Raw genomic sequence first — 21,015 nt, forward strand, 5'->3', positions numbered from 1 at the left:
AACTTCAATATACCACAAAGTTTGACTGAATTCAAGTTTTTTGCGCATCTTTTTTTGTTTTGTTTGATTTTTAGCTCGTTTATACTCTAATACTAAATTAGAAACAACTAATAACCTCATCAAACGAGATGTCTTTGGATTTCGAACTTTGAAAACTTTAAGAAACAAATTTTCATTGCTCTAAATATTAAAATGGAGAAAACAGCGATTGTCCTCTCCAGATATCAAGTTTCTTCTCATCCCACTACAGTTGACAAAGAGGTGGATATTTTTAAAGTGTTTCTAAGAGTTCTTGCATCTGAACATCATCTGGAACGATTTTTAAATAAGCTTCAGCTTGCACTTTGGCTTCTTCAAAATATCCCAATTCACGTAAGAGATAGCTATACTGCTCCAGAAACTCGGGATTGTCCTTGAGGTCAGACGATAGTTCCTGATAGAGCTCATATGCCTTATCTAAATCCTCAATTTCCTGATAAGAACGGGCAATCATCCACTTGGTCAAGAGATTTTCAGGTTCTTGAATTTGGAGAGCGATAATGTCCTCAAACCGCTCTTGTTCCATATAAATGGTTGCAAGGCGAAGGAATATTTCTTCTGTATCCTCTGCATCCTCTTTTGCAGTAAGAAGAAACTGCTCAGCACCACTAGGATCATGTAATTCATACGAAAACTGAGAAGCAGCTAGTAAGAGCCGAGTTTCAAATGGATTTTTCTCCAAACCTTGTTTAGCGATACGGAGAGCTTCTTCTATCTGATGTTCCTTGTGCAAGGCTTGACTATAACCATACTCATATCCTTCAAAATCTGGTGAAATGGTATCAATCTGCTTAAAGTAAAGAACAGATTTTTGATACTCTTCTTGGTCAAAGTAAAGACTAGCCAGTTCAAAAGCAGTTTGGTCGTCGTATTCTAATTCTAAGGCTTTTTCTAAGAATTCAGTTGCAGCTTCAAACTGGCCTAACTGAGCATAAGCGTAGCCAATTCGCTGATAGGTTGAGACACCTGTTTGCTCATAGATGGAGCGATTGTCTAATTGGGCATAGCCCTGAATCGCTTCCTGATAATTCCCTAACTCGCTATCCAACTCAGCCAAACCAAAAACTAATAAGGGATCATCTGAGTAGTTTAAGGCTTCCAGTAACTTTTCACGCGCTACATCTGTCAATCCCTCCAACTGATAGAGGTCTGCCTTCAAGGCCAAGGCCGATACATACCAGTCACTTTCAGGTGTGATTTCCTCAAGGTAAGCAAAGGCTTCCTCAACATTGCCATCCTCGCTAGCAATGCTGGCTAAGTTCAGATTCACTTCTGGAAATTCTGTAACGATATGTTGGTAAATTTCTTTAGCTTGAGGATAAAAGCCAATTCCCTCTAGATAGCTTGCTAGTTCGTAAAGAACTTCACTTGAATCTGTTTCGAGAGCTTTGTGAAAATACTGATCCGCTTTGGTTAAATCCTGTTCATCCAAAGCCTGAAGCATGCGTTGACTATTGTTCACTCTTGATTTCCTCCCCTTCTTCTTCATACAGACCGCTGACTTTTTTATACCAGTTAAAGATAGCTGAGATAACGACCTTGGCAGAGGCATAGACCGGAATTCCCAGCAAGACTCCCCAAATACCAAACATAGATCCTGAAGTTAGGAGAACAAAGAGAACATTGATTGGATGGATGTTTAGCTGACTACCTAAAATAAGTGGGGAAACAAAGCGACCTTCAATCGTTTGTTCAACAATAAAGACAATAATCACTTTCAAAAGCATGACAGGGCCCGCTATTAAGCCCAAAACCAAAGCAGGCAACATCGCTAGAAAACTACCCAGGTAAGGTACTAGATTGAGGATACCAGCCGTAATGCCAAGAGTTACAGCATATCTGAGACCAATAATCTTAAAGAAGATAATAAACATAATTGCCACGATAATAGCAACTGTAACCTGCCCTCTAACGTAGTTTGACAACTGTTTATTAACATCTGACAGGACTTCCCCAACAGGTTCTTTTAACTTCGTTGGAATAAACTTGGTCAAATAATCTCGTAAACCTTTTCCATCACGTAACAGATAAAAGAGCATAAAAGGTACGATAATGACCGCTACAATAATCTGAGAAACACTACTGATAAAAGCGCTGACCCAGTTAACTGCTTGAGAAGAGATTTTGCTGGCCCACATGGTCGCCTCAGTAGAGATATTGGCAAGGACCTGCTCCAACTGCGGTCTAAAGTCATCTGGCAAGCGTTTGGTTACAAGGTCATTGATCACCTTATCAGCATCCTTAAGATAAGTTGGTACATTCTTTGCAAAATTTAAGACTTGGCGTTGGAGATTTGGAATAGCGACTGCCAGCCCCCAAATAATAAAGAGTCCAATTATAACAAAGAGAATACTGATGGCAAGTATACGATTGATCTTGTGTTTCTCCATCCAGTCAACGATCGGATTAAGGAGGTAATAAAGTAAACCAGATAAAATAACTGGTAACATGACAACCCCTAAAAAATCCAAAACGGGTAAAAAGATAAAACTAATCTTACTTAGAATAAAAATATTTAGCCCCAGTAACAAGGTTACTAAAAATACAGTGATGGCTTTATTATCTAAAAACCACTTAAAAAACCAAGATAGGCTAAAATGTTTCTCTTTATGTTCCATAAATACATCCTTTCTGTCGTTCTCTCATTATACCATTTTTAGACTAAAATAACTCTTTTTTAAAGTGCTTACATAAAGAAGCCTGATGCATCTTGTCTATTATTTTGTGGTATAATAAATTTATCATTATTAAGAGGTATGGACATGAAAGAAACTGTTTATTTTGGAACTTACACTCGTCGCTTATCTAAAGGGATTTACAAGGCAGATTTTGATACAGAAACAGGTCAGCTTGCAAATCTTGAACTCTTTGCTACTGAACCAAGTCCGACCTACCTTGCTTTTGACCAACAGCAACACTTATACACTGTAGGGAGCCAGGATGGCTTAGGTGGTATCGCTGCTTACAAGACAGATGGCGCTTTGCTAAATCATGTGGTTGAAGAAGGCGCTCCCCATTGTTATGTGGCAGTGGATGAAAAGCGTAGTCTCGTTTACGGGTCCAACTATCATAAAGGTCAAGTTCTGGTTTATAAACGTCAAACGGATGGTAGCCTCATCCAAACAGATCTAGATCAGCATAGTGGACACGGTCCTCATGAAAACCAAACTTCCCCTCATGTACACTTTACAGACCTAACACCTGATCAGTATCTCGTCACATGTGACCTCGGTACGGACGAGGTGACGACCTATGATGTCAGCCCAGAAGGAAAACTAAGTAAACTCTCCACCTATCACAGCCAAGCTGGAGCAGGTGCTCGCCACATCGTTTTCCACCACCACTATAAGATTGCCTATCTCATCTGCGAACTTAATAGCACGATAGAGGTCTTGATTTATGATGGTGTTGGTGAATTTGAACGCATGCAAGTCATTTCAACCTTACCAGATGGATACGAGGATTTCAATGCTACTGCTGCCATTCGTCTCTCAAAAGATGGCAAATACCTCTATGCATCCAACCGAGGTCATGATTCTATTGCAGTGTATACAATCCTCGCTGATGGCAGTCTGGAATTATTAGAAATTGTACCAAGTCACGGAAAAAATCCACGTGATTTCGACCTGACTCCTGATCAAGAGTTTCTCATTGCTGTTCATCAAGATTCTGATAACGCAACCGTCTTTAAGCGTAATCCTGAAAGTGGCCGTCTTGCAGAGCTTTCTAACGACTTCTACGTTCCTGAAGCAGTTTGCATCAACCTCCCACATTAAAAAAATGAACTTGAGTTTCAAGTTCATTTTTTGATTATAGTTTATTTCCGACATTGATACGGTTAATGGCACGTTGAAGAGCAATCTTAGCGCGTCGTTCCTGGTCAATCAAATGCTTGTCTTGAGCTTCTTCGATTTCACGTTCAGCGCGAAGTTTCGCACGTTCTGCACGACTGATATCGATATCACGAGCGCGTTCTGCTGAGTCTGCTACGATGGTAATGATGTCATTGGCAATCTCGATAATCCCTCCGTTCACTGCAATCCAGTTCACATGAGTATCATCATCGATTCGTTTTACCTTTACTTCATCAACCGCTAAAACCGCAATCATATTTTCATGTCGTGGCAAGATCCCCATCTCACCATCCAGAGTTCGTACCGATACAAAGCTGGCATGGTGATCATAGACGAGGCCATCTGGTGTCACGATCTGGACAGTTAAATGAGCCATAGATCACCTCTTAAAATCCCATTTTCTCTGCCTTAGCAATGACGTCTTCGATTGAACCGACACCACGGAAGGCGTCCTCTGGCAAGTGGTCATGTTTTCCTTCAAGGATTTCCTTGAAACCACGAACTGTTTCTGCTACTGGTACATAAGAACCAGGTTGGCCAGTAAATTGCTCCGCAACGTTGAAGTTTTGTGACAAGAAGAACTGGATACGACGGGCACGTGCAACCAAGGTCTTTTCTTCATCAGAAAGTTCATCCATACCAAGGATAGCAATGATATCTTGCAATTCATGGTAACGTTGAAGGACACGTTTAACTTCAGCAGCAACTGCATAGTGATCTTCTCCGACAATCTCAGGCGCCAAGGCACGAGAGCTTGAAGCCAATGGGTCAACGGCTGGGTAGATACCCAACTGTACCAACTTACGTTCCAAGTTTGTTGTTGAATCCAAGTGAGCGAAGGCTGTTGCTGGCGCAGGGTCAGTATAGTCATCCGCTGGCACATAGATAGCCTGGATAGAGGTTACAGAACCCTTCTTGGTTGATGTGATACGTTCTTGCAATTGACCCATTTCTGTAGCAAGTGTTGGTTGGTAACCAACGGCTGAAGGCATACGACCCAAAAGGGCAGATACTTCTGAACCAGCTTGAGTGAAACGGAAGATATTGTCAATGAAAAGAAGCACATCTTGGCCTTCTACATCACGGAAGTATTCGGCAATTGTCAAACCAGTAAGGGCAACACGCATACGGGCTCCTGGTGGCTCATTCATCTGACCAAATACCATGGCTGTTTTCTCGATAACACCTGATTCTTTCATTTCCCAGTAAAGGTCATTCCCCTCACGAGTACGTTCCCCAACACCAGTAAATACTGAAATACCACCATGTTCTTGGGCAATATTGTGAATCAATTCTTGGATCAAGACGGTTTTACCAACCCCGGCACCACCGAAAAGTCCAACTTTACCACCTTTTAGGTAAGGGGCAAGAAGGTCGATAACCTTGATTCCTGTTTCCAGGATTTCAGATGAGGTAGACAACTCATCAAAAGTTGGAGCTTTCTTATGAATTGGCTGACGCTCAGCGTCTTCAGCGAAAGGAGCATCCAAGTCAATGGTATCTCCCAAAACGTTGAAGACACGTCCCAAAGTTTCTTTACCTACTGGTACAGAGATTGGACGGCCTGTGTCCAATACTTCCATTCCACGAGTCAAACCATCTGTTGATTCCATGGCAATAGTACGGACCATACCATCACCCAACTCCAAGGCTACTTCAAGGACGATTTTTGTTTTTCTTTCGTCATTTTTGTAGACGACAAGTGCATTGTTAATCTCAGGAAGTGGTTCCCCTGCTGCAAACAAGACGTCTACAACGGGACCGATAACCTGAGCAATTTTACCTGAACTCATCTCCTTCTCCTATTCTATATAAGATACTGTCGGTTCCTAGTTCACCTAGGGCCTAAGTTCATTTTGATACGTACAGGGTAGAGCCTTATTCTAAGGCACTAGCCCCCGCTACGATTTCTGTAATTTCTTGTGTAATCGCCGCCTGTCTGGCACGGTTATACTGGATTGTCAAATCATTGATGACCTTCTTGGCATTATCAGTCGCCGTTTGCATGGCTGTCATACCTGCAGCATTTTCAGCTGTCTTGGCATCGATGATAGCTCCGTATATCATACTTTCTGCAAACTGAGGTAACAACTGCTCTAGAATCTCATCACGACTCGTTTCCAACTCAAAGGTCAAGCTATACTCTTCATCCGCTTCATTTGGATCTAAGTCAACGATTGGCAGCATTTGTTCCACACGCATTTGACTTGTGAGAGTATTGACATGATGGTTGTAGCAGACATAGAGTTCATCAAAAAGTTCGTTTTGGTACATCTCAATCGTTTTTGAAATAATTTTACGAACTTCATCAAAACTAGGTTGATCTGCCAAACCACGTAGTTCATAGATTGGCTGAATACCACGAGCCTTAAAGAAATCAGCTCCCATACCACCGATACAGATTATCTCAAAATCTTTACCATCTGGATGGTATTCTTCTTTCAACTCCATCACAGCTTTAAGGATGGAAGCATTATAACCTCCAACCAAGCCACGGTCTGAAGTAATAACGATATAGCCTGTTTTCTTAACTGGACGACTGATGAGCATCGGATTGGTAGAACCACTAGATCCGTTACCATGCAGAATATCCGTCAAAAGCTTACGAACTTTCTGAGCGTAAACTTGGAAGTTGCGCGCTGCTTCTTCAGAGCGACCTAACTTGGCAGCCGATACCATTTGCATGGCATTGGTGATTTGACTAGTATTTTTTGTTGAGGCGATTTTTGTTTTAATATCATTTAGAGATACTGCCATCTGACACCTCTATTCTTATTGGAAGCTGGATTGATTGAGAAACTCTGTAATCGCAGCATCCAAGACTGCTTCTTCTGGCAAGTCTTTTGTTTCACGAATGGTTTCCAAAATCTCTGGATGTTGCGCATCAAAGAAAGTATGGAACTCTTCCTCAAAACGAACAATATCATCTACTGGAATCGTATCCAAGAATCCATGTGTCAAAGCATAGAGAATGGTTACTTGTTTCTCAACAGGTAATGGTTTATGAACTGGTTGTTTCAATACTTCCACAGTACGACGTCCACGGTTCAACTTAGCCTGTGTTGCTGCATCCAAATCGGAACCAAACTTAGTGAAGGCTTCCAACTCACGATATGAAGCAAGGTCGATACGAAGTGTACCAGCAACCTTCTTCATAGCTTTGATTTGTGCAGAACCACCTACACGAGATACTGATGAACCCGCATCGATGGCTGGACGAATACCTGCATTGAAGAGACCATCGCCAAGGAAGATTTGACCGTCTGTGATTGAAATCACGTTGGTTGCGATATAAGCAGAAATATCTCCTGCTTGTGTCTCGATAAATGGTAGGGCTGTAATTGATCCACCACCAAGTTCATCAGAAACTTTAGCTGAACGTTCAAGCAAACGGCTGTGAAGGTAGAAAACATCCCCTGGGAAGGCTTCACGACCTGGTGGACGACGAAGCAAGAGGGAAAGCTCACGATAAGCGACCGCTTGTTTTGAAAGATCATCGTAAACGATCAAAACATGCTTGCCTTGGTACATAAATTCTTCCGCCATAGCAACTCCGGCATAAGGAGCTAGGAAGAGCAATGGAGATGGTTGTGAAGCAGATGCTGTCACAACGATTGTGTAGTCCAAGGCACCGTACTGACGAAGTGTTTCTACTTGTGTACGGACTGTTGATTCTTTTTGTCCAATCGCTACGTAGATACAGATCATATCTTGCCCTTTTTGGTTCAAGATTGTATCAATCGCAATAGTTGTTTTCCCTGTCTGACGGTCACCAATGATCAACTCACGTTGACCACGACCAATCGGTACAAGGGCGTCAATAGCTTTCAAACCAGTTTGCAATGGTTCTGATACAGACTTACGTTGCATAACGCCTGGAGCTGGCGCTTCTACTGGACGAGTTTTATCAGTGTGGATTTCTCCAAGACCGTCAACTGGACGACCAAGTGGGTCGACAACACGTCCGATCAGGCTGTCACCCACAGGGACTTCCATGATTTTACCTGTACGGCGAATGGTATCACCTTCACGAATATCTGTAAAGTCTCCAAGGATGATAATCCCAACGTCTGTAGACTCCAAGTTTTGCGCCATCCCATAAGAGCCGTTTTCAAAAATCAACAGCTCTCCACTCATGGCATTTTCAAGACCGTGAGCACGCGCAATTCCGTCCCCGATATAGGTTACAACACCTGTTTCAGACACATCAAAATTGGGTTTGAAATTTTCAATTTGTTGCTTAATTAAAGCGCTGATTTCTTGTGCGTTAATTGCCAAAAGAACACCACTTTCTATTTCAAATTTTCTTTAACAACTCGAAGTTGTTGTTTTATACTCACATCAATTGTCTTGTGATTAGCAAAAATGACAAAACCACCAATGAGCCCTTCATCAATTTGTTCTTTGATACTCCGTACTTTCAGAGACATTTTTTTCTCTATCAAGGGAAGCAAACGTTCCTTCTGTTCAATCGTTAAAGGATAAGCTGAAGAAATCGTGACGACAAAATGATTGGTTTCTCTTTCAAGACGATTCAAACAATCAACAATGATATCATAAAAAAGATTTGCTCTGTGATTGTAAATCAGAACATGAATAAAGTTTTTCATTAAAGGTGAGACAGAGTCTTGAAAGAAACCAACTGTTTTTTCCTTATCAGACTCATCAACTGCCACCTGAGCTAAAAAAGAAGGTAAGCCCGTTTCTTCTGCGACTTGCTTGATTTGATCCAAGTCTGAAAAAATCCGGTCCTCTTCTCCTTTTTCAATCACTAATTGGACAAAAGGCATGCTGTACTTTTCAATGACCTTTGCTGTTTTCTTGTCCATTAGGCTTCTCCTAGCTGATCGATATACTGATCAATGAGTTCCTTATGAGCATGACTGTCAAGGTTTTTTGAGATGATTTTACCAGCGAGGCTAATTGTCAAATCTGCCACCTCGCCCTTAACACTTTGCAAAGCTTCAGCTTTATTCTGAGCAATTTCTTGATTCGCCTTCTCTTTTAAGCGACCTGCTTCTACTTTAGCATCTGCCAGAATATCTGCTTTACTCTTCTCTGCAGTCTCTTTAGCATTTTCAATGATTGTTTTGGCTTCGTTGCGACTACCAGCCAATTCATCTTCACGTTTTTGGGCAAGAGTTTCTGCTTTTTGACGAGCTTGTTCAGCTCCATCAATATCAGCAGCAATTTTATTTGCCCTTTCTTCGAAGACACTTGTCAAGTTTGACCACGCATATTTCTTAACTAAGACAATCAAAAGGATAAAAGAGCCAGCGATTAAAATAAAGTTACCAATTAATTCACCTACTGTTACGTGCATCTGTTACTCCTTTCTACTCTTCTCCATCATTTATCTTATTTCCTAAGTACATAGAAGACAACATGGTAAACACATAGGCTTGGATGCAGGAAATAAAGACAGAAAAGGCTGTCCAAGCCAAGTTAGCACCAAAAGCAACTGGATACCAATATAGAGCTTGATGAGATAGAGTGATTAGCAAACTAGCCATCACTTCTCCAGCAAAGATATTTCCGAACACCCGCAAGGCAAGTGATAAAAAGTTGGTAAACTCTTCTAAGATATTCATGGGAGTCATAAAGCCAGGTGTGATATAAGCTTTTAGATATTTTTTAATACCACGTCGACGAATTCCTTCTATATGGGTCATCAGGATAATTCCAAATGACAAGGCCAAGTCAAACTGGAGATTTGCAGTTGGCGATGTCCAAAGGTTTGTCCCATCTGTAGTTTGAAGTTTCGCCATCAAACCGAGGTTATTTGCTAGTACCATAAATAGAAATAGACAAAGGAAAAAGAGCGAGTAGTCTTTCATGTAGCTTTTACCAATGTTAGGTTCTGTAAATCCAATAACGAAGTCATAGAAATACTCAAGTACATTTTGCTTTCCTTTGGGTTTCAAAGTCATATTGCGACTTGCCCAATAGATAAAGCCAAAAACAACTCCCACAATCAACAAGGTCATGGCTAACATGGTTAAATCAAAGGTAACAGGACCAATATTGATGGTTGGATTGATACTTTCTTCCATCTAAAATCCTCCCTTTTCCATTTTATACTTCTCTTTATTTGATGATAAATGAAAAGACGAGGGTAACCAAGAACGTTCCTTCGATAAAGGCAATCCCCATAATCATTAAGCTACGTAATTGTGGGATGATGTCTGGTTGGCGAGCTGCTGATTTGAACAAACCGTTCATCAACATACCTTCTGCAAGAGATACACCCATACAGGCAAGACAAAGACCGAAAAATGTTAAATTCATGATGAATTCTCCTTTTATTTAAAATTTACTTACTTAGTTTAGTCCTAAAATTTTGATTTGTCAACTTTTTACTCACGTTGAAAGCGTTTCAGATAATTTATTTCTATTTTTGCCATTTTTATCCTATTATATAGAAAAATTTCTCATTTTAGAGCGAGTGTTTTTCCACTTTCACTCTGTTTTCTGAAACAAATTGAAAAAATCCAAGTTTGAAACTTGGATGAATTCATTTTATTTAAAATAATAGGAATAGTGTTTTTTGCAACCTGGATTAAATGGAGCACTACAGTAAGGACAAGCTATCTGTTTTTGATATTCTTGAAACGTCATTGTCCTCTTACAAGCCCCACATAAAATCGGTTGATCATCTGTAAGCACCAAGGGATAGAGCGAAAATACATGCGTTTCTATAGTATTATGACACTGATAGCAAGCATAGTATTTCTTACACTCATAACACTGAAGGGAAATAATATCCTTTTCACCATGATAGTGAACACATCTGCTTTCATCATCAACTAACAAACCTTGTGCTTGATTCATTCACTTTTCCTTATCTAGGCACGAACTGTGACGCTTGTCCCGTCTTCCTTATAGAGATTGATAAGACCTTCCTTGAGAGCGCGGACCATATCCCCAGCTTGAACAGGTTGTGGAACCTTGATGGTCAAGAGTTCCATTGGATTTGGAGCACGGTCGATTTTATTTCCTTTAGAATCATGAAGATCTTCGATATAAGTCTCAAAATGACGGAAACCTGGTCCGTAGAACTCAACTTGATCGCCTTCGTTGATAACGTTTCGTTGACGAATAGTTGCCGTTTGGGTCGCATCATCATAAGAAACGACTTCAGCGACAAACTTGTATTCAGGAATTTTACGACGTGCACCAAACAACTGTTCATTTTCTGTAGGTGTACCATAGTAGAAACCTGTTGCCAATTCACGCTGGGCAACCTTCCACATCTCGTCCACCAAGTCTTGCTTGATAGCTTCAAACTTCTCAGGACTTTCAAGATATGCATCCACAGCCGCCTTGTAACAGTTAGTCACCGTTGAAACGTAGTGAATAGATTTCATACGTCCTTCAATCTTGAGACTGTCTACACCGTTTTCGATCATATCTGGAATATGATCAATCATAGACATGTCAACGGCTGACATTGAAAATTCTTCTGGAATTTCACCCTTAAGACTCTTGCGTTCTTGACCAAAGGGCATATCGTAAAGATCGTATTTCCAACGGCAAGACTGAGAGCAACCACCACGGTTGGCATCACGCATACTCATGTGGTTTGATAGCGTACAGCGACCTGAATAAGAAATACACATAGCTCCATGGACAAAGGCCTCAATCTCAACATCAGTACGTTTGCGAATCTCTGCCAATTCTTCCATTGATACTTCACGGGCCAAAACCACACGAGTTAGACCAAGTTCTTTCCAGAACTCAAGAGTTTCATAGTTAGTCGCACTGGCTTGGGTTGAAAGGTGGATTTCAAGACCTGGTGCTTCTGTTGCTGCAATCATGATCAAGGCTGGGTCTGATACGATGACTGCGGCAATCCCAATGTCACGCAACTTACGGAACCATTCTCCAGCACCAGCTTCGTTTCCTTCGTGCATCACCATGTTAGCAGCCACATAGACCTTGGCACCGTACTTAGCAGCGAACTGCACGCCTTCTTCCATCTGTTCAAAGGTAAAGTTCCCAGCACGGCTACGAAGACCATAGGCCTGTCCACCGATGAAGACTGCGTCCGCACCATATTGAACAGCTACTTTCAGCTTCTCTAAAGTTCCTGCAGGTGATAAAACCTCAGGACGTTTTAATGTTTTTGTCATGTTTTCTCCTATTTGCAATATAAAAGTTTGACGTTTTTCCTTCCCATTTTATAGTAAATACTAGATAAAATCAAGTCTAGACAGATTGTTTTGACAATTCTAATCTTTTCTAAAACAAAAAACTAGCCTTTCTAGACTAGTTATTTTCAAGATAAAATTCAAAGCGTTCGCCCACGTATTGACTTTTTACATATTCAAAAGCCGTCCCATCTTCAAGATAAGAGACCTGAGTCAAGGCTAAAATGGCATGCCCCTTTTCGACTTCTAGATAGTGAGCAATCTTTTCCTTAGCCAATCTTGCATAAATGGTCTGTTGGGATTTGCCAATACGATAACCATGCTGCTGCAAGGTTTGGAAGAAATGACTGGTGATTTCTTCTTTTTTGAAGTCCTTAATAAATTTCTCAGGAATGGATGCGACTTCATAGACTAGCGGTACTTGGTCAGCGTAACGCACCCGTTCCATGCGAATAATATTCTCTGTCGGAGTAATCCCTAGCTTTGCGACCTCTTGCTCATTTGGAATGGTTCTTCTGTAAGAAATGAGTTGGCTAGAAGGTACTTTCCCCTGAGATTTGACAATCTCCGTAAAACTGGTCGTCCCCCGCATTTTTTCTTGGACACGAGTGCTAGAGACAAAGGTTCCGCTTCCTACTCTGCGCTCCAAAACTCCTTCCTCAACCAAAAGAGAGATGGCCTGGCGCAAGGTCATCCGACTAACCTGAAACAGCTCTGCCAAATCTCGTTCACTCGGAAGTCTTTCTCCAATCTTCCAACGATGCTCATCTATATCCTTTTTAATCTGATCGTGGATTTTCATATAAGCTGGTAACATGCTTTTTCACTTCTTTTCTTTATTTTCTCTATTGTACCGTATTTGCTAATAAAAAGTCAAACTTTGCCTTGTTTAGTTGGTAATTCGCCCCTATTTGTGATAAAATATTGAAAAAGATATTTCTTTTGAGAAAGGAAAAAGATGAGCAACATTTCAACTGATTTGCAAGATGTCGAAAAAATCATCGTACTGGACTATGGTAGCCAATACAACCAGCTGATTTCACGCCGTATTCGTGAAATTGGTGTTTTTTCAGAGCTAAAAAGTCACAAAATCTCAGCCGCAGAGGTTCGTGCGATTAACCCTGTAGGGATCATCCTCTCTGGTGGACCAAACTCTGTATACGAAGATGGTTCATTTGATATTGACCCAGAAATTTTTGAACTTGGCATTCCAATTTTGGGAATCTGCTACGGTATGCAACTTTTAACCCATAAACTTGGAGGAAAAGTTGTCCCTGCAGGTGATGCTGGTAACCGTGAGTATGGCCAATCACCACTTACTCATACCACTTCTGCCCTCTTTGAAGGGACTCCTGAAGAACAGATTGTTTTGATGAGCCATGGCGATGCTGTTACAGAGATTCCAGCTGATTTTGTTCGTACTGGAACTTCTGCTGACTGTCCTTACGCAGCCATTGAAAACCCTAACAAGCATATCTATGGTATTCAATTCCACCCAGAAGTTCGCCATTCTGTATACGGAAATGATATTCTTCGCAACTTTGCCCTTAACATCTGTAAAGCTAAGGGTGACTGGTCAATGGACAACTTTATCGATATGCAGATCAAGAAAATACGTGAAACTGTAAGTGACAAGCGTGTTCTTCTCGGTCTATCAGGTGGTGTTGACTCTTCTGTTGTTGGAGTTCTTCTCCAAAAAGCGATCGGCGATCAATTAATCTGTATCTTTGTAGACCACGGTCTTCTTCGTAAGGGAGAAGCTAACCAAGTTATGGATATGCTTGGTGGTAAGTTCGGTTTGAATATTGTCAAAGCTGATGCTTCAAAACGTTTCCTTGATAAACTTGCAGGTGTTTCTGATCCTGAGCAAAAACGTAAAATCATCGGTAACGAGTTTGTTTATGTCTTTGATGACGAAGCAAGCAAGCTCAAAGATGTAAAATTCCTTGCTCAGGGAACGCTTTACACTGACGTGATTGAGTCTGGTACGGACACAGCCCAAACCATCAAATCACACCACAACGTGGGTGGTCTTCCAGAAGACATGCAGTTTGAACTGATTGAACCATTGAACACTCTTTATAAGGACGAAGTTCGTGCTCTCGGTACAGAACTTGGTATGCCAGACCACATCGTATGGCGCCAACCATTCCCAGGACCAGGACTTGCTATCCGTGTCATGGGTGAAATCACTGAAGAGAAACTAGAAACTGTTCGTGAGTCTGATGCTATCCTTCGTGAAGAAATCGCTAAAGCTGGTCTTGACCGCGATATCTGGCAATACTTCACAGTTAATACAGGTGTTCGTTCAGTCGGTGTTATGGGTGACGGTCGTACTTACGACTACACCATCGCCATTCGTGCCATTACTTCTATCGATGGTATGACAGCTGACTTTGCCAAGATTCCTTGGGAAGTTCTTCAAAAGATTTCTGTACGTATCGTAAATGAAGTAGACCACGTTAACCGTATCGTCTACGATATTACAAGTAAACCACCAGCAACCGTTGAGTGGGAATAGAGTTAATAAGTTAAAAAAGTCCTAGAAATCTATATTTCTAAGGCTTTTTCTTTCACGTTTTCAAAATAAGAAATTTTTGTAACATAGACAGTCTTTGAGCTTCTACTCCCCTTTTTAAATCCCTAAAACCATGCTATAATATAATAAGTATAGCTAAAATAATCTGACTATAAATGTCAGCGAAAAAGATTTCTTACATCATCCGTAAGTGTTATTCTACTCTGATTCATACTATAATAAAAGTAACAAAAGATGGAGGTGTTTCACATGGAAACAATTTTACGAGTAGAATCATTAACAAAGCATTATGGAAAAGAGCCGAATATCACCAAGGCCTTGAACGGCATATCTTTTCAAGTTGTCAAAGGTGAGTTCTTAGGGATTATGGGGAGTAGTGGATCTGGGAAAACAACCCTTCTTAACTGTCTCGCCACTATCATCAAGCCAACTGACGGCTCCATTAAAATGCAAGAAAAGGATTTAGGTCAGTTAAAGGGTAGTCAGTTAGCTGATTATCGTGGTAAGGAAATCGGCTACCTCTTTCAGAATTTTGAGCTTTTGGACAATCTGACAGCCAAAGAAAATATTTTACTCCCACTGTCTTTGCACAAGGTCGATGCCAACGAAAGCAAGGTTCGGTTAGAATTGCTTTCCCAATATCTGGATATTTCTGAACTTCTAGATAAGTTCCCATCTCAATTATCAGGTGGTCAACGACAAAGGGTAGCTGCTGCGCGTGCCTTGATTTTAGACCCTAAAATTGTATTTGCGGATGAGCCCACAGGGGCTTTGGATTCAAAAAATGCAACTATTTTGATGCAAAAATTAGCTGAAATGAATCAATTGGAAGAGACCACCATTCTCATGGTGACCCACGATTCTGTCGCTGCCAGCTTTTGCAACCGCATCTTGTTCATCCAAGACGGAAAACTATTCCATGAAATCCGACGCGATTATCCAAGAGAAAGTCAGGAAGATTTTTACCACAGAATACTAAAGGTCATGGCAGCCCTAGCTGGAGGTGATGGCAATGTTTTCTAAATTAGTCTCAAGAAATAGCAAGAGAGATCGAAAAAATAATGGCTTGTACTTCAGTTCCATGGTTCTTTCTATTATCTCCTTTTACATCATCCTTTCTTTATCTCATCAAGATGTGATGATCTTTCTAAAACAAATAGAGAGTCATGCTGTAAATAAACTCTTTAGCATGATTCCTATTCTTTACGTAGCAACGCTCTTTATTCTCTTTTTTCTAGTCTACTTCGCAAGCAGTATGCAGATGGAAAGAAGAAAACATGAATTTGGTGTCTATCTCACATTAGGCATGCGAAGAAGCAAACTGTTCTTGCTGCTCCTGCTCGAGGATTTGAGAAACAGTATCCTTGCTCTTGGAATAGGTCTTCCTATTTCCATCTTGATTTCAGAACTGATTAGCCTAATAACCGCTAAAATTGTGGGACTAGGGATTATTGAGCATCAATTTTCTCTATCTACTACAGCTCTATTCTATACAGTCATCGGCTTTCTGGCCGTAAAATTAGCTGTTTTTGTTCTTTTAAGTGCAAAAACAGCCAATAAGGAAATCGGAAACCTGCTTGCCTATTCACCTTCTGGGATGAAAAAACTACTTCCCAAAGGTATCTACCTTCTTGCTTCCGCCCTCGGAATTTTGCTTCTAGGAACAGCTTATTACTTGGGTATGAGCGGACGAGCTTGGGGGAGTGTCATAACCATGGGCATCACTGTTCTCTTGGGGACTCTGGGAACCATCCTACTCTTCTTTGGCATGCGTTTATTTATAGACATCTTGGTCAATCTTGGAGGCAATCGAAAACTTCATGCCTATAATTTTAGACAGATTCAGGAATTAGTTATCCAGCGCTCAACTATACTAGCTATCTGCTCCCTCTTAATCTTCTCTGCCTTATGCCTCTTTGGAGCAGGTGTTGCTATTGCAAGTGGCAATTCAGGCAATCAAACCCACGTATTGGATTATACATTTAGAGATAGCAAGCAGGAAACAGATGAAAATCTTGATGTAAATACAGTAAAAAAAGAGCTTGAAGCTGCTGGACTAGCATCACAGTTTTCAAAGATTCTGCAAATTAAAGTAGGCAAAACTAAAGAACACGAGTACGTGTCCTTTGAAGAGGTCATCAAGGAGTTGAAAAAGCAAAAAGGCAGCAAGAACAAGGAAATTTTGCTCCATAAATTTAAACAGTCTACTACTTCCCACCTCATACCAGTTTCCGAATACAATGAACTTAGAAAGGCTGCCAATCTCCCTCCTCTAGAATTAACTAGCAAGGAAGCCTACTTGTATATGGGGAAAGATTTTCTCCCAGATGAAAGTCTCGTCAACTCTGTTCTGAAGACGAAGCCTCAAATCAAAGTCATGGGAAATGATGTAAAATTGATTGGAGAGGTGGAGTCTTTACCGATTGTAACGGATCGTGAAATCACCCTCTCTGTTGCCCTCATAGTCCCAGATGAGACCTTTATGAGCTATACAGACGGTCACTATTCGAACTATGTCAGCGGTATCTTGGCTCCTGAGCTAGTTAAGGAAAAAGGCCTGATGAGAGCTATCTCAGATACGAATGAAAAGCTAAATCAAACCTCTCTTGGCTATGAAAGCTATATACAAAATATGGGAAGACAATTATTTTACATTATCTCTGCCAGCTATATCACTATCTATCTGGCTATCATCTTCCTTGTTGTGGCAAATACAATCATTGGCGTTCAATTTTTGATGGGACAAAGACAATCCTACAGACGATACCAAACCTTGATCCATCTCGGAGCCAACTACGAAACTCTTTGTAAATCGTCAGAAAAGCAAATCAACTGGTATTTCGGTCTGCCAATAGCCCTTGCACTTATCAGTAGTAGCTTCGGAGTGAGCTCCCTCCTCACAGGAATAGTACCAGCCAGTGCAAGAATGGCTATGGGGCAGAAATTTATCACAGCCATGCTGATAGTACTGCTCTTAGCTGGATTTGAAGTCATCTATATCAGAATTGTAAAGAAGAATAGCAACAAGTACTTATTGTCCTTAATGGAACCCAAAAGAGATGAATAAGGTAGAATAAAATTAGGAAAAGGAGGAACCAATATGAAGCATATTCTGGTTATTGAAGATGAAGCCTTGATTCGAGATGAAATTGTCATCTTGTTAGAGAAAGCGGGTTATCAAGTTGATAAGTTGACAGACTTCAAAGATACAAGCCAGCAAGTGCTGCAATACGATACGGATCTAATCATACTGGATTTGAATTTACCGGGAGAAACAGGTTTTCAAATTTGTAAAAATCTCAAGTCAAAACGCTCTGTGCCCATATTGGTTCTCACCTCCCGTGAACAACTAAAAGATGAGATCTATGCCCTAAAATTAGGGGCAGACGAGTACTTAACAAAACCTTTCAAAAAAGAAAGATTCTTGGCTCGTATAGAAAACATCTTGAAACGCTATGAAGGTAGACAAAATTTGCTTGAAAAAGATAATTTCCTGCTGGATAGAAATACCTATACCCTTTATATCAACGGACATTCGATTTTACTCCCCCAAAATCAAGGGAAATTGCTAGAAACCTTATTAGTGGCAACTGATTCTGTCGTCACAAAAGAAGAATTGAGCATGAAACTGTGGAATACAACTGAGTTCATCGATGAAAATGCCCTACAAGTAAACATTGCAAGGCTGAAAAAGGTGATGAAACAGGCTGGCATTGCCCTTCAAGTCAAATCCGTCAGAGGTATTGGTTACAAGCTAGAAGAGGTAAGTCCAGATGAAATATAATCTAAAATATCTAGCTACTTATCTGCCTTGGTTACTTGTTCTCTTAGCATTTGATCTATTTACAGCTGTCCTGCTTTGGCTTTCAGATGTGAGAATGTTTCAGGCCCTCATCCTTCTCTATATTTTAGCCACCGTCCTGCTTTTTTTCATCCTATCATTCCTACTGATAAGAAAAGAAAGAAAAAAATCCGCTGCCTATAAAGCCTTCATAGCCAATCCCAAGATGGATACTGAGCTTGAATTATTGCATTTATCAAGTGCCTCAGAGAAAGAAAGCATTGAAAAAATGGCAGATACACTTTATCAAAAGCAGGCTGAAATAGGAAAACTCAACTCATTACTAGCCGAGTATGAGGACTATGTTGAAAAATGGGCACATGAGATTAAACTCCCTCTATCGCTTCTTTCCCTCCTTTTGGACAATCAAAGTGACCAGCTGCCTGAGGATACAGCTTTTAAGTTGGACTATGTGAGAAACCAAATACAAGAAAATGTATCGCAGATCCTATTCTACTACAGGGTAAAAAGTGAGAAAAATGATTTTCTATTTGAAGACCTTGACCTAGAAGAATGTATCCAAGATCTCTTGGAAAACTTTGATCCCTTACTCAAAGAAAAGAATTTTACGATTCAGCTAGAAAATATACAAGGAACCTGCTACACCGATCAACGCAGTTTTGAATTTATCCTCTCTCAAATCCTCGCCAACGCCCTTAAATATAGCTCTGACAAGCCCAAACTCAATATTTCTATGTCAATAGACAAGGGACGTACAAGTCTGATTATTAGGGATAATGGCTGCGGAGTTAAAGCTTGCGACCTCCCTCATATCTTTGAAAAAGGATTTACAGGTGATTCAGGAGACACAAGGAAAAAATCGACAGGCATGGGCCTCTATCTGGTCAAACAATTAGCAGATGCTTTAAAAATCGAAATTACAGTAAAATCCGAATGGATGCAAGGATTTGAAATCACTCTTTCTATTTAGTAATTTTTCGATTAAGGAAGTTGCCTAATCATAGAAAGCACATATTTTATATCAAAAAGGAAAGCACTTCAGCTTTCCTTTTTTATTTGCGTTTCTTCTTAGCTTTTTTCATTTTATTAGCCATGCGTTTCATAGACTGTTTCATGGCAAATTCACCGATTTTACCTTTGAGACCTCCACCAAACATCTGGCTCATATCTGGCATTCCTGCTCCTCCGAGAGCTGACATATCAGGCATACCACCTTGTCCCAGCATGCCTTCAAGGGCAGACATATCCATTCCTCCCATATTTGGCATATTTTTTGGAAGGTTGTTTGGATTGATTCCCATTTGCTTCATCATCTTGTTCATATCGCCAGACATAACACCCTGCATGAGCTGTTTGGCCTGGTTAAAGTCTTTTATGAATTTATTCACTTCGATAAAAGTATTTCCAGATCCAGCAGCGATACGACGACGACGGCTTGGATTTAACAAATCAGGATTTTCACGTTCTTCAGGTGTCATTGACGACACAATAGCACGTTTTCGCGCAATCTGGCGCTCATCCACCTTCATGTTTTGAAGGGCTGGATTGTTGGCCATACCTGGAATCATCTTGAGTAAATCTTCCATTGGCCCCATATTTTGAACCTGATCCAATTGATCAATGAAATCATTGAAATCAAAGGTGTTTTCGCGCATCTTCTCAGCCATTTCAAGGGCTTTTTGCTCATCGTATTCTTGAGAAGCTTTCTCAATAAGAGTAAGCATATCCCCCATGCCAAGGATACGGCTAGACATACGGTCTGGGTGGAAGGTTTCAATATCTGTAATCTTTTCACCCGTACCAGTGAACTTGATAGGTTTACCAGTGATGTGACGAACAGACAAAGCCGCACCACCACGTGTGTCCCCATCAATCTTGGTAAGGATAACCCCAGTCACTTCTAACTGAGCATTAAACTCACGGGCAACATTAGCCGCTTCCTGACCAATCATGGCATCAATGACAAGAAGGATTTCATTTGGTTGAGCCAGTGCTTTAACATCACGAAGCTCATTCATGAGAGGTTCATCGATTTGTAAACGCCCTGCCGTATCGATCAAGACATAGTCGTTGTGATTGGCTTGCGCTTGCTCCAAACCTTGACGAACAATCTCAACAGCTGGTACTTCTGTTCCAAGTGCAAAAACAGGAACATCAATTTGTTGTCCAAGTGTTTTCAACTGATCGATGGCTGCTGGACGATAAATATCCGCCGCAATCATCAAAGGACGAGCATTTTCTTCCTTCTTGAGTTTATTAGCCAGCTTACCAGCAAATGTTGTTTTACCAGCCCCCTGCAAACCGACCATCATAATGATTGTCGGAATCTTAGGTGACTTAATAATTTCTGCCGTATCAGAACCTAAAACAGCTGTCAGTTCCTCATCAACAATTTTGATAATCTGTTGGGCAGGATTGAGGGTATCAATGACCTCGTGTCCTACTGCACGTTCACGAACTTTCTTGATAAAGTCCTTTACAACAGGCAAGGCAACGTCGGCCTCCAGTAAGGCCAAGCGAATCTCTTTGGTCGCTTCTTGGACATCAGCCTCAGAAATTTTTCCTTTTTTACGTAGATTTTTAAAAACGTTCTGCAAACGTTCTGTTAAACTTTCAAATGCCATATTTTTC

At 40.7% G+C, this 21,015-nt stretch carries 20 protein-coding genes and 1 pseudogene; 7 read left to right on the forward strand and 14 right to left on the reverse strand.

Features of this window, described 5'->3' with window-relative positions; all coding sequences use genetic code 11:
* Positions 1-82: 82 nt before the first annotated feature.
* Positions 83-222: pseudogene (locus K1I97_RS03985) on the forward strand (ISL3 family transposase); the annotation flags it as partial.
* A 49-nt stretch (positions 223-271) separates the two neighbouring features.
* Here the strand turns inward: K1I97_RS03985 and K1I97_RS03990 are convergent.
* Both K1I97_RS03990 and K1I97_RS03995 read right to left on the reverse strand, forming a co-directional pair.
* On the reverse strand, positions 272-1,501 hold the full coding sequence (locus K1I97_RS03990; protein ID WP_223331538.1) for a tetratricopeptide repeat protein: 1,230 nt from the start codon (positions 1,499-1,501) through the stop codon (positions 272-274).
* Positions 1,491-2,657 (reverse strand): AI-2E family transporter, encoded by a 1,167-nt coding sequence (locus K1I97_RS03995; RefSeq protein WP_223331539.1) that lies wholly within the window; start codon positions 2,655-2,657, stop codon positions 1,491-1,493. Before K1I97_RS03995 ends, K1I97_RS03990 begins: the two co-directional genes overlap by 11 nt.
* A 144-nt stretch (positions 2,658-2,801) precedes the next feature.
* Between K1I97_RS03995 and K1I97_RS04000 the strand changes: the two genes are divergently transcribed.
* Positions 2,802-3,815: a lactonase family protein gene (locus tag K1I97_RS04000; protein ID WP_223331540.1), complete on the forward strand. Its 1,014-nt coding sequence runs from the start codon at positions 2,802-2,804 to the stop codon at positions 3,813-3,815.
* 34 nt (positions 3,816-3,849) lie between these two features.
* On the opposite strand, the gene K1I97_RS04005 is transcribed toward K1I97_RS04000, so the two are convergent.
* The 11 genes from K1I97_RS04005 to K1I97_RS04055 all read right to left on the reverse strand — a co-directional run bounded on the left by K1I97_RS04005 (position 3,850) and on the right by K1I97_RS04055 (position 12,860).
* Positions 3,850-4,269 carry a F0F1 ATP synthase subunit epsilon gene (locus K1I97_RS04005; RefSeq protein ID WP_223331541.1) on the reverse strand — a complete coding sequence of 140 codons (420 nt, stop codon included), beginning with the start codon at positions 4,267-4,269 and terminating at the stop codon, positions 3,850-3,852.
* 10 nt (positions 4,270-4,279) lie between these two features.
* Entirely contained in the window at positions 4,280-5,686 is a 1,407-nt protein-coding gene (gene atpD / locus K1I97_RS04010; protein WP_223331542.1) for a F0F1 ATP synthase subunit beta, read from the reverse strand.
* 85 nt (positions 5,687-5,771) lie between these two features.
* Positions 5,772-6,650 (reverse strand): F0F1 ATP synthase subunit gamma, encoded by an 879-nt coding sequence (locus tag K1I97_RS04015; RefSeq protein WP_223331543.1) that lies wholly within the window; start codon positions 6,648-6,650, stop codon positions 5,772-5,774.
* Positions 6,651-6,665: 15 nt separating this feature from the next.
* Positions 6,666-8,171: a F0F1 ATP synthase subunit alpha gene (gene atpA, locus K1I97_RS04020; RefSeq protein ID WP_223331544.1), complete on the reverse strand. Its 1,506-nt coding sequence runs from the start codon at positions 8,169-8,171 to the stop codon at positions 6,666-6,668.
* Positions 8,172-8,185: 14 nt separating this feature from the next.
* A complete protein-coding gene (locus K1I97_RS04025) occupies positions 8,186-8,722 on the reverse strand; it encodes a F0F1 ATP synthase subunit delta (RefSeq protein ID WP_223331545.1) in 537 nt (178 codons plus the stop codon).
* Positions 8,722-9,216: a F0F1 ATP synthase subunit B gene (atpF, locus tag K1I97_RS04030; protein WP_000558543.1), complete on the reverse strand. Its 495-nt coding sequence runs from the start codon at positions 9,214-9,216 to the stop codon at positions 8,722-8,724. Before atpF ends, K1I97_RS04025 begins: the two co-directional genes overlap by 1 nt.
* A 13-nt stretch (positions 9,217-9,229) precedes the next feature.
* The gene (gene atpB / locus K1I97_RS04035) at positions 9,230-9,946 is read right to left on the reverse strand and encodes a F0F1 ATP synthase subunit A (RefSeq protein ID WP_000392869.1); all 717 of its coding nucleotides are present in this window, start codon (positions 9,944-9,946) and stop codon (positions 9,230-9,232) included.
* 34 nt (positions 9,947-9,980) lie between these two features.
* Positions 9,981-10,181, reverse strand: a complete 201-nt coding sequence (locus K1I97_RS04040; RefSeq protein ID WP_061866010.1) for a F0F1 ATP synthase subunit C — start codon at positions 10,179-10,181, stop codon at positions 9,981-9,983.
* 231 nt (positions 10,182-10,412) lie between these two features.
* Positions 10,413-10,724: a CHY zinc finger protein gene (locus tag K1I97_RS04045; RefSeq protein WP_223331546.1), complete on the reverse strand. Its 312-nt coding sequence runs from the start codon at positions 10,722-10,724 to the stop codon at positions 10,413-10,415.
* 14 nt (positions 10,725-10,738) lie between these two features.
* Entirely contained in the window at positions 10,739-12,025 is a 1,287-nt protein-coding gene (locus K1I97_RS04050) for a peptidase U32 family protein (RefSeq protein ID WP_223326765.1), read from the reverse strand.
* Positions 12,026-12,161: 136 nt separating this feature from the next.
* Positions 12,162-12,860, reverse strand: a complete 699-nt coding sequence (locus tag K1I97_RS04055; RefSeq protein WP_223331547.1) for a GntR family transcriptional regulator — start codon at positions 12,858-12,860, stop codon at positions 12,162-12,164.
* A 141-nt stretch (positions 12,861-13,001) separates the two neighbouring features.
* Between K1I97_RS04055 and guaA the strand changes: the two genes are divergently transcribed.
* From guaA to K1I97_RS04080, 5 genes are all read left to right on the forward strand, one after another.
* Positions 13,002-14,564, forward strand: a complete 1,563-nt coding sequence (guaA, locus tag K1I97_RS04060; protein WP_223331548.1) for a glutamine-hydrolyzing GMP synthase — start codon at positions 13,002-13,004, stop codon at positions 14,562-14,564.
* A gap of 267 nt (positions 14,565-14,831) precedes the next feature.
* Positions 14,832-15,605: an ABC transporter ATP-binding protein gene (locus K1I97_RS04065; RefSeq protein ID WP_169446009.1), complete on the forward strand. Its 774-nt coding sequence runs from the start codon at positions 14,832-14,834 to the stop codon at positions 15,603-15,605.
* The gene (locus K1I97_RS04070) at positions 15,595-17,649 is read left to right on the forward strand and encodes an FtsX-like permease family protein (protein ID WP_223331549.1); all 2,055 of its coding nucleotides are present in this window, start codon (positions 15,595-15,597) and stop codon (positions 17,647-17,649) included. The genes K1I97_RS04065 and K1I97_RS04070 overlap by 11 nt, the downstream gene beginning before the upstream one ends.
* A 33-nt stretch (positions 17,650-17,682) precedes the next feature.
* Entirely contained in the window at positions 17,683-18,366 is a 684-nt protein-coding gene (locus K1I97_RS04075; RefSeq protein WP_223327609.1) for a response regulator transcription factor, read from the forward strand.
* Positions 18,356-19,354 carry a sensor histidine kinase gene (locus K1I97_RS04080; protein WP_223331550.1) on the forward strand — a complete coding sequence of 333 codons (999 nt, stop codon included), beginning with the start codon at positions 18,356-18,358 and terminating at the stop codon, positions 19,352-19,354. The genes K1I97_RS04075 and K1I97_RS04080 overlap by 11 nt, the downstream gene beginning before the upstream one ends.
* An 82-nt stretch (positions 19,355-19,436) precedes the next feature.
* On the opposite strand, the gene ffh is transcribed toward K1I97_RS04080, so the two are convergent.
* Positions 19,437-21,008, reverse strand: coding sequence for a signal recognition particle protein (gene ffh / locus K1I97_RS04085; protein WP_223331551.1), 1,572 nt, complete (start codon positions 21,006-21,008; stop codon positions 19,437-19,439).
* Positions 21,009-21,015: the final 7 nt, after the last annotated feature.

The organism is Streptococcus oralis, assembly GCF_019929345.1.
Lineage (GTDB): Bacteria > Bacillota > Bacilli > Lactobacillales > Streptococcaceae > Streptococcus.

Bases quoted from the DNA above. Each gene is read 5' to 3' on its own strand.
- K1I97_RS04070 (WP_223331549.1), top strand. From the start codon at position 15,595: ATGTTTTCTAAATTAGTCTCAAGAAATAGCAAGAGAGATCGAAAAAAT.
- atpB (WP_000392869.1), bottom strand. From the start codon at position 9,946: ATGGAAGAAAGTATCAATCCAACCATCAATATTGGTCCTGTTACCTTT.
- K1I97_RS04075 (WP_223327609.1), top strand. From the start codon at position 17,683: ATGAAGCATATTCTGGTTATTGAAGATGAAGCCTTGATTCGAGATGAA.
- K1I97_RS04040 (WP_061866010.1), bottom strand. From the start codon at position 10,181: ATGAATTTAACATTTTTCGGTCTTTGTCTTGCCTGTATGGGTGTATCT.
- K1I97_RS04065 (WP_169446009.1), top strand. From the start codon at position 14,832: ATGGAAACAATTTTACGAGTAGAATCATTAACAAAGCATTATGGAAAA.
- K1I97_RS04000 (WP_223331540.1), top strand. From the start codon at position 2,802: ATGAAAGAAACTGTTTATTTTGGAACTTACACTCGTCGCTTATCTAAA.
- K1I97_RS03995 (WP_223331539.1), bottom strand. From the start codon at position 2,657: ATGGAACATAAAGAGAAACATTTTAGCCTATCTTGGTTTTTTAAGTGG.
- K1I97_RS04005 (WP_223331541.1), bottom strand. From the start codon at position 4,269: ATGGCTCATTTAACTGTCCAGATCGTGACACCAGATGGCCTCGTCTAT.
- K1I97_RS04045 (WP_223331546.1), bottom strand. From the start codon at position 10,724: ATGAATCAAGCACAAGGTTTGTTAGTTGATGATGAAAGCAGATGTGTT.
- ffh (WP_223331551.1), bottom strand. From the start codon at position 21,008: ATGGCATTTGAAAGTTTAACAGAACGTTTGCAGAACGTTTTTAAAAAT.
- K1I97_RS04080 (WP_223331550.1), top strand. From the start codon at position 18,356: ATGAAATATAATCTAAAATATCTAGCTACTTATCTGCCTTGGTTACTT.
- K1I97_RS04015 (WP_223331543.1), bottom strand. From the start codon at position 6,650: ATGGCAGTATCTCTAAATGATATTAAAACAAAAATCGCCTCAACAAAA.
- K1I97_RS04055 (WP_223331547.1), bottom strand. From the start codon at position 12,860: ATGTTACCAGCTTATATGAAAATCCACGATCAGATTAAAAAGGATATA.
- atpD (WP_223331542.1), bottom strand. From the start codon at position 5,686: ATGAGTTCAGGTAAAATTGCTCAGGTTATCGGTCCCGTTGTAGACGTC.
- atpF (WP_000558543.1), bottom strand. From the start codon at position 9,216: ATGCACGTAACAGTAGGTGAATTAATTGGTAACTTTATTTTAATCGCT.
- K1I97_RS04025 (WP_223331545.1), bottom strand. From the start codon at position 8,722: ATGGACAAGAAAACAGCAAAGGTCATTGAAAAGTACAGCATGCCTTTT.
- guaA (WP_223331548.1), top strand. From the start codon at position 13,002: ATGAGCAACATTTCAACTGATTTGCAAGATGTCGAAAAAATCATCGTA.
- K1I97_RS04050 (WP_223326765.1), bottom strand. From the start codon at position 12,025: ATGACAAAAACATTAAAACGTCCTGAGGTTTTATCACCTGCAGGAACT.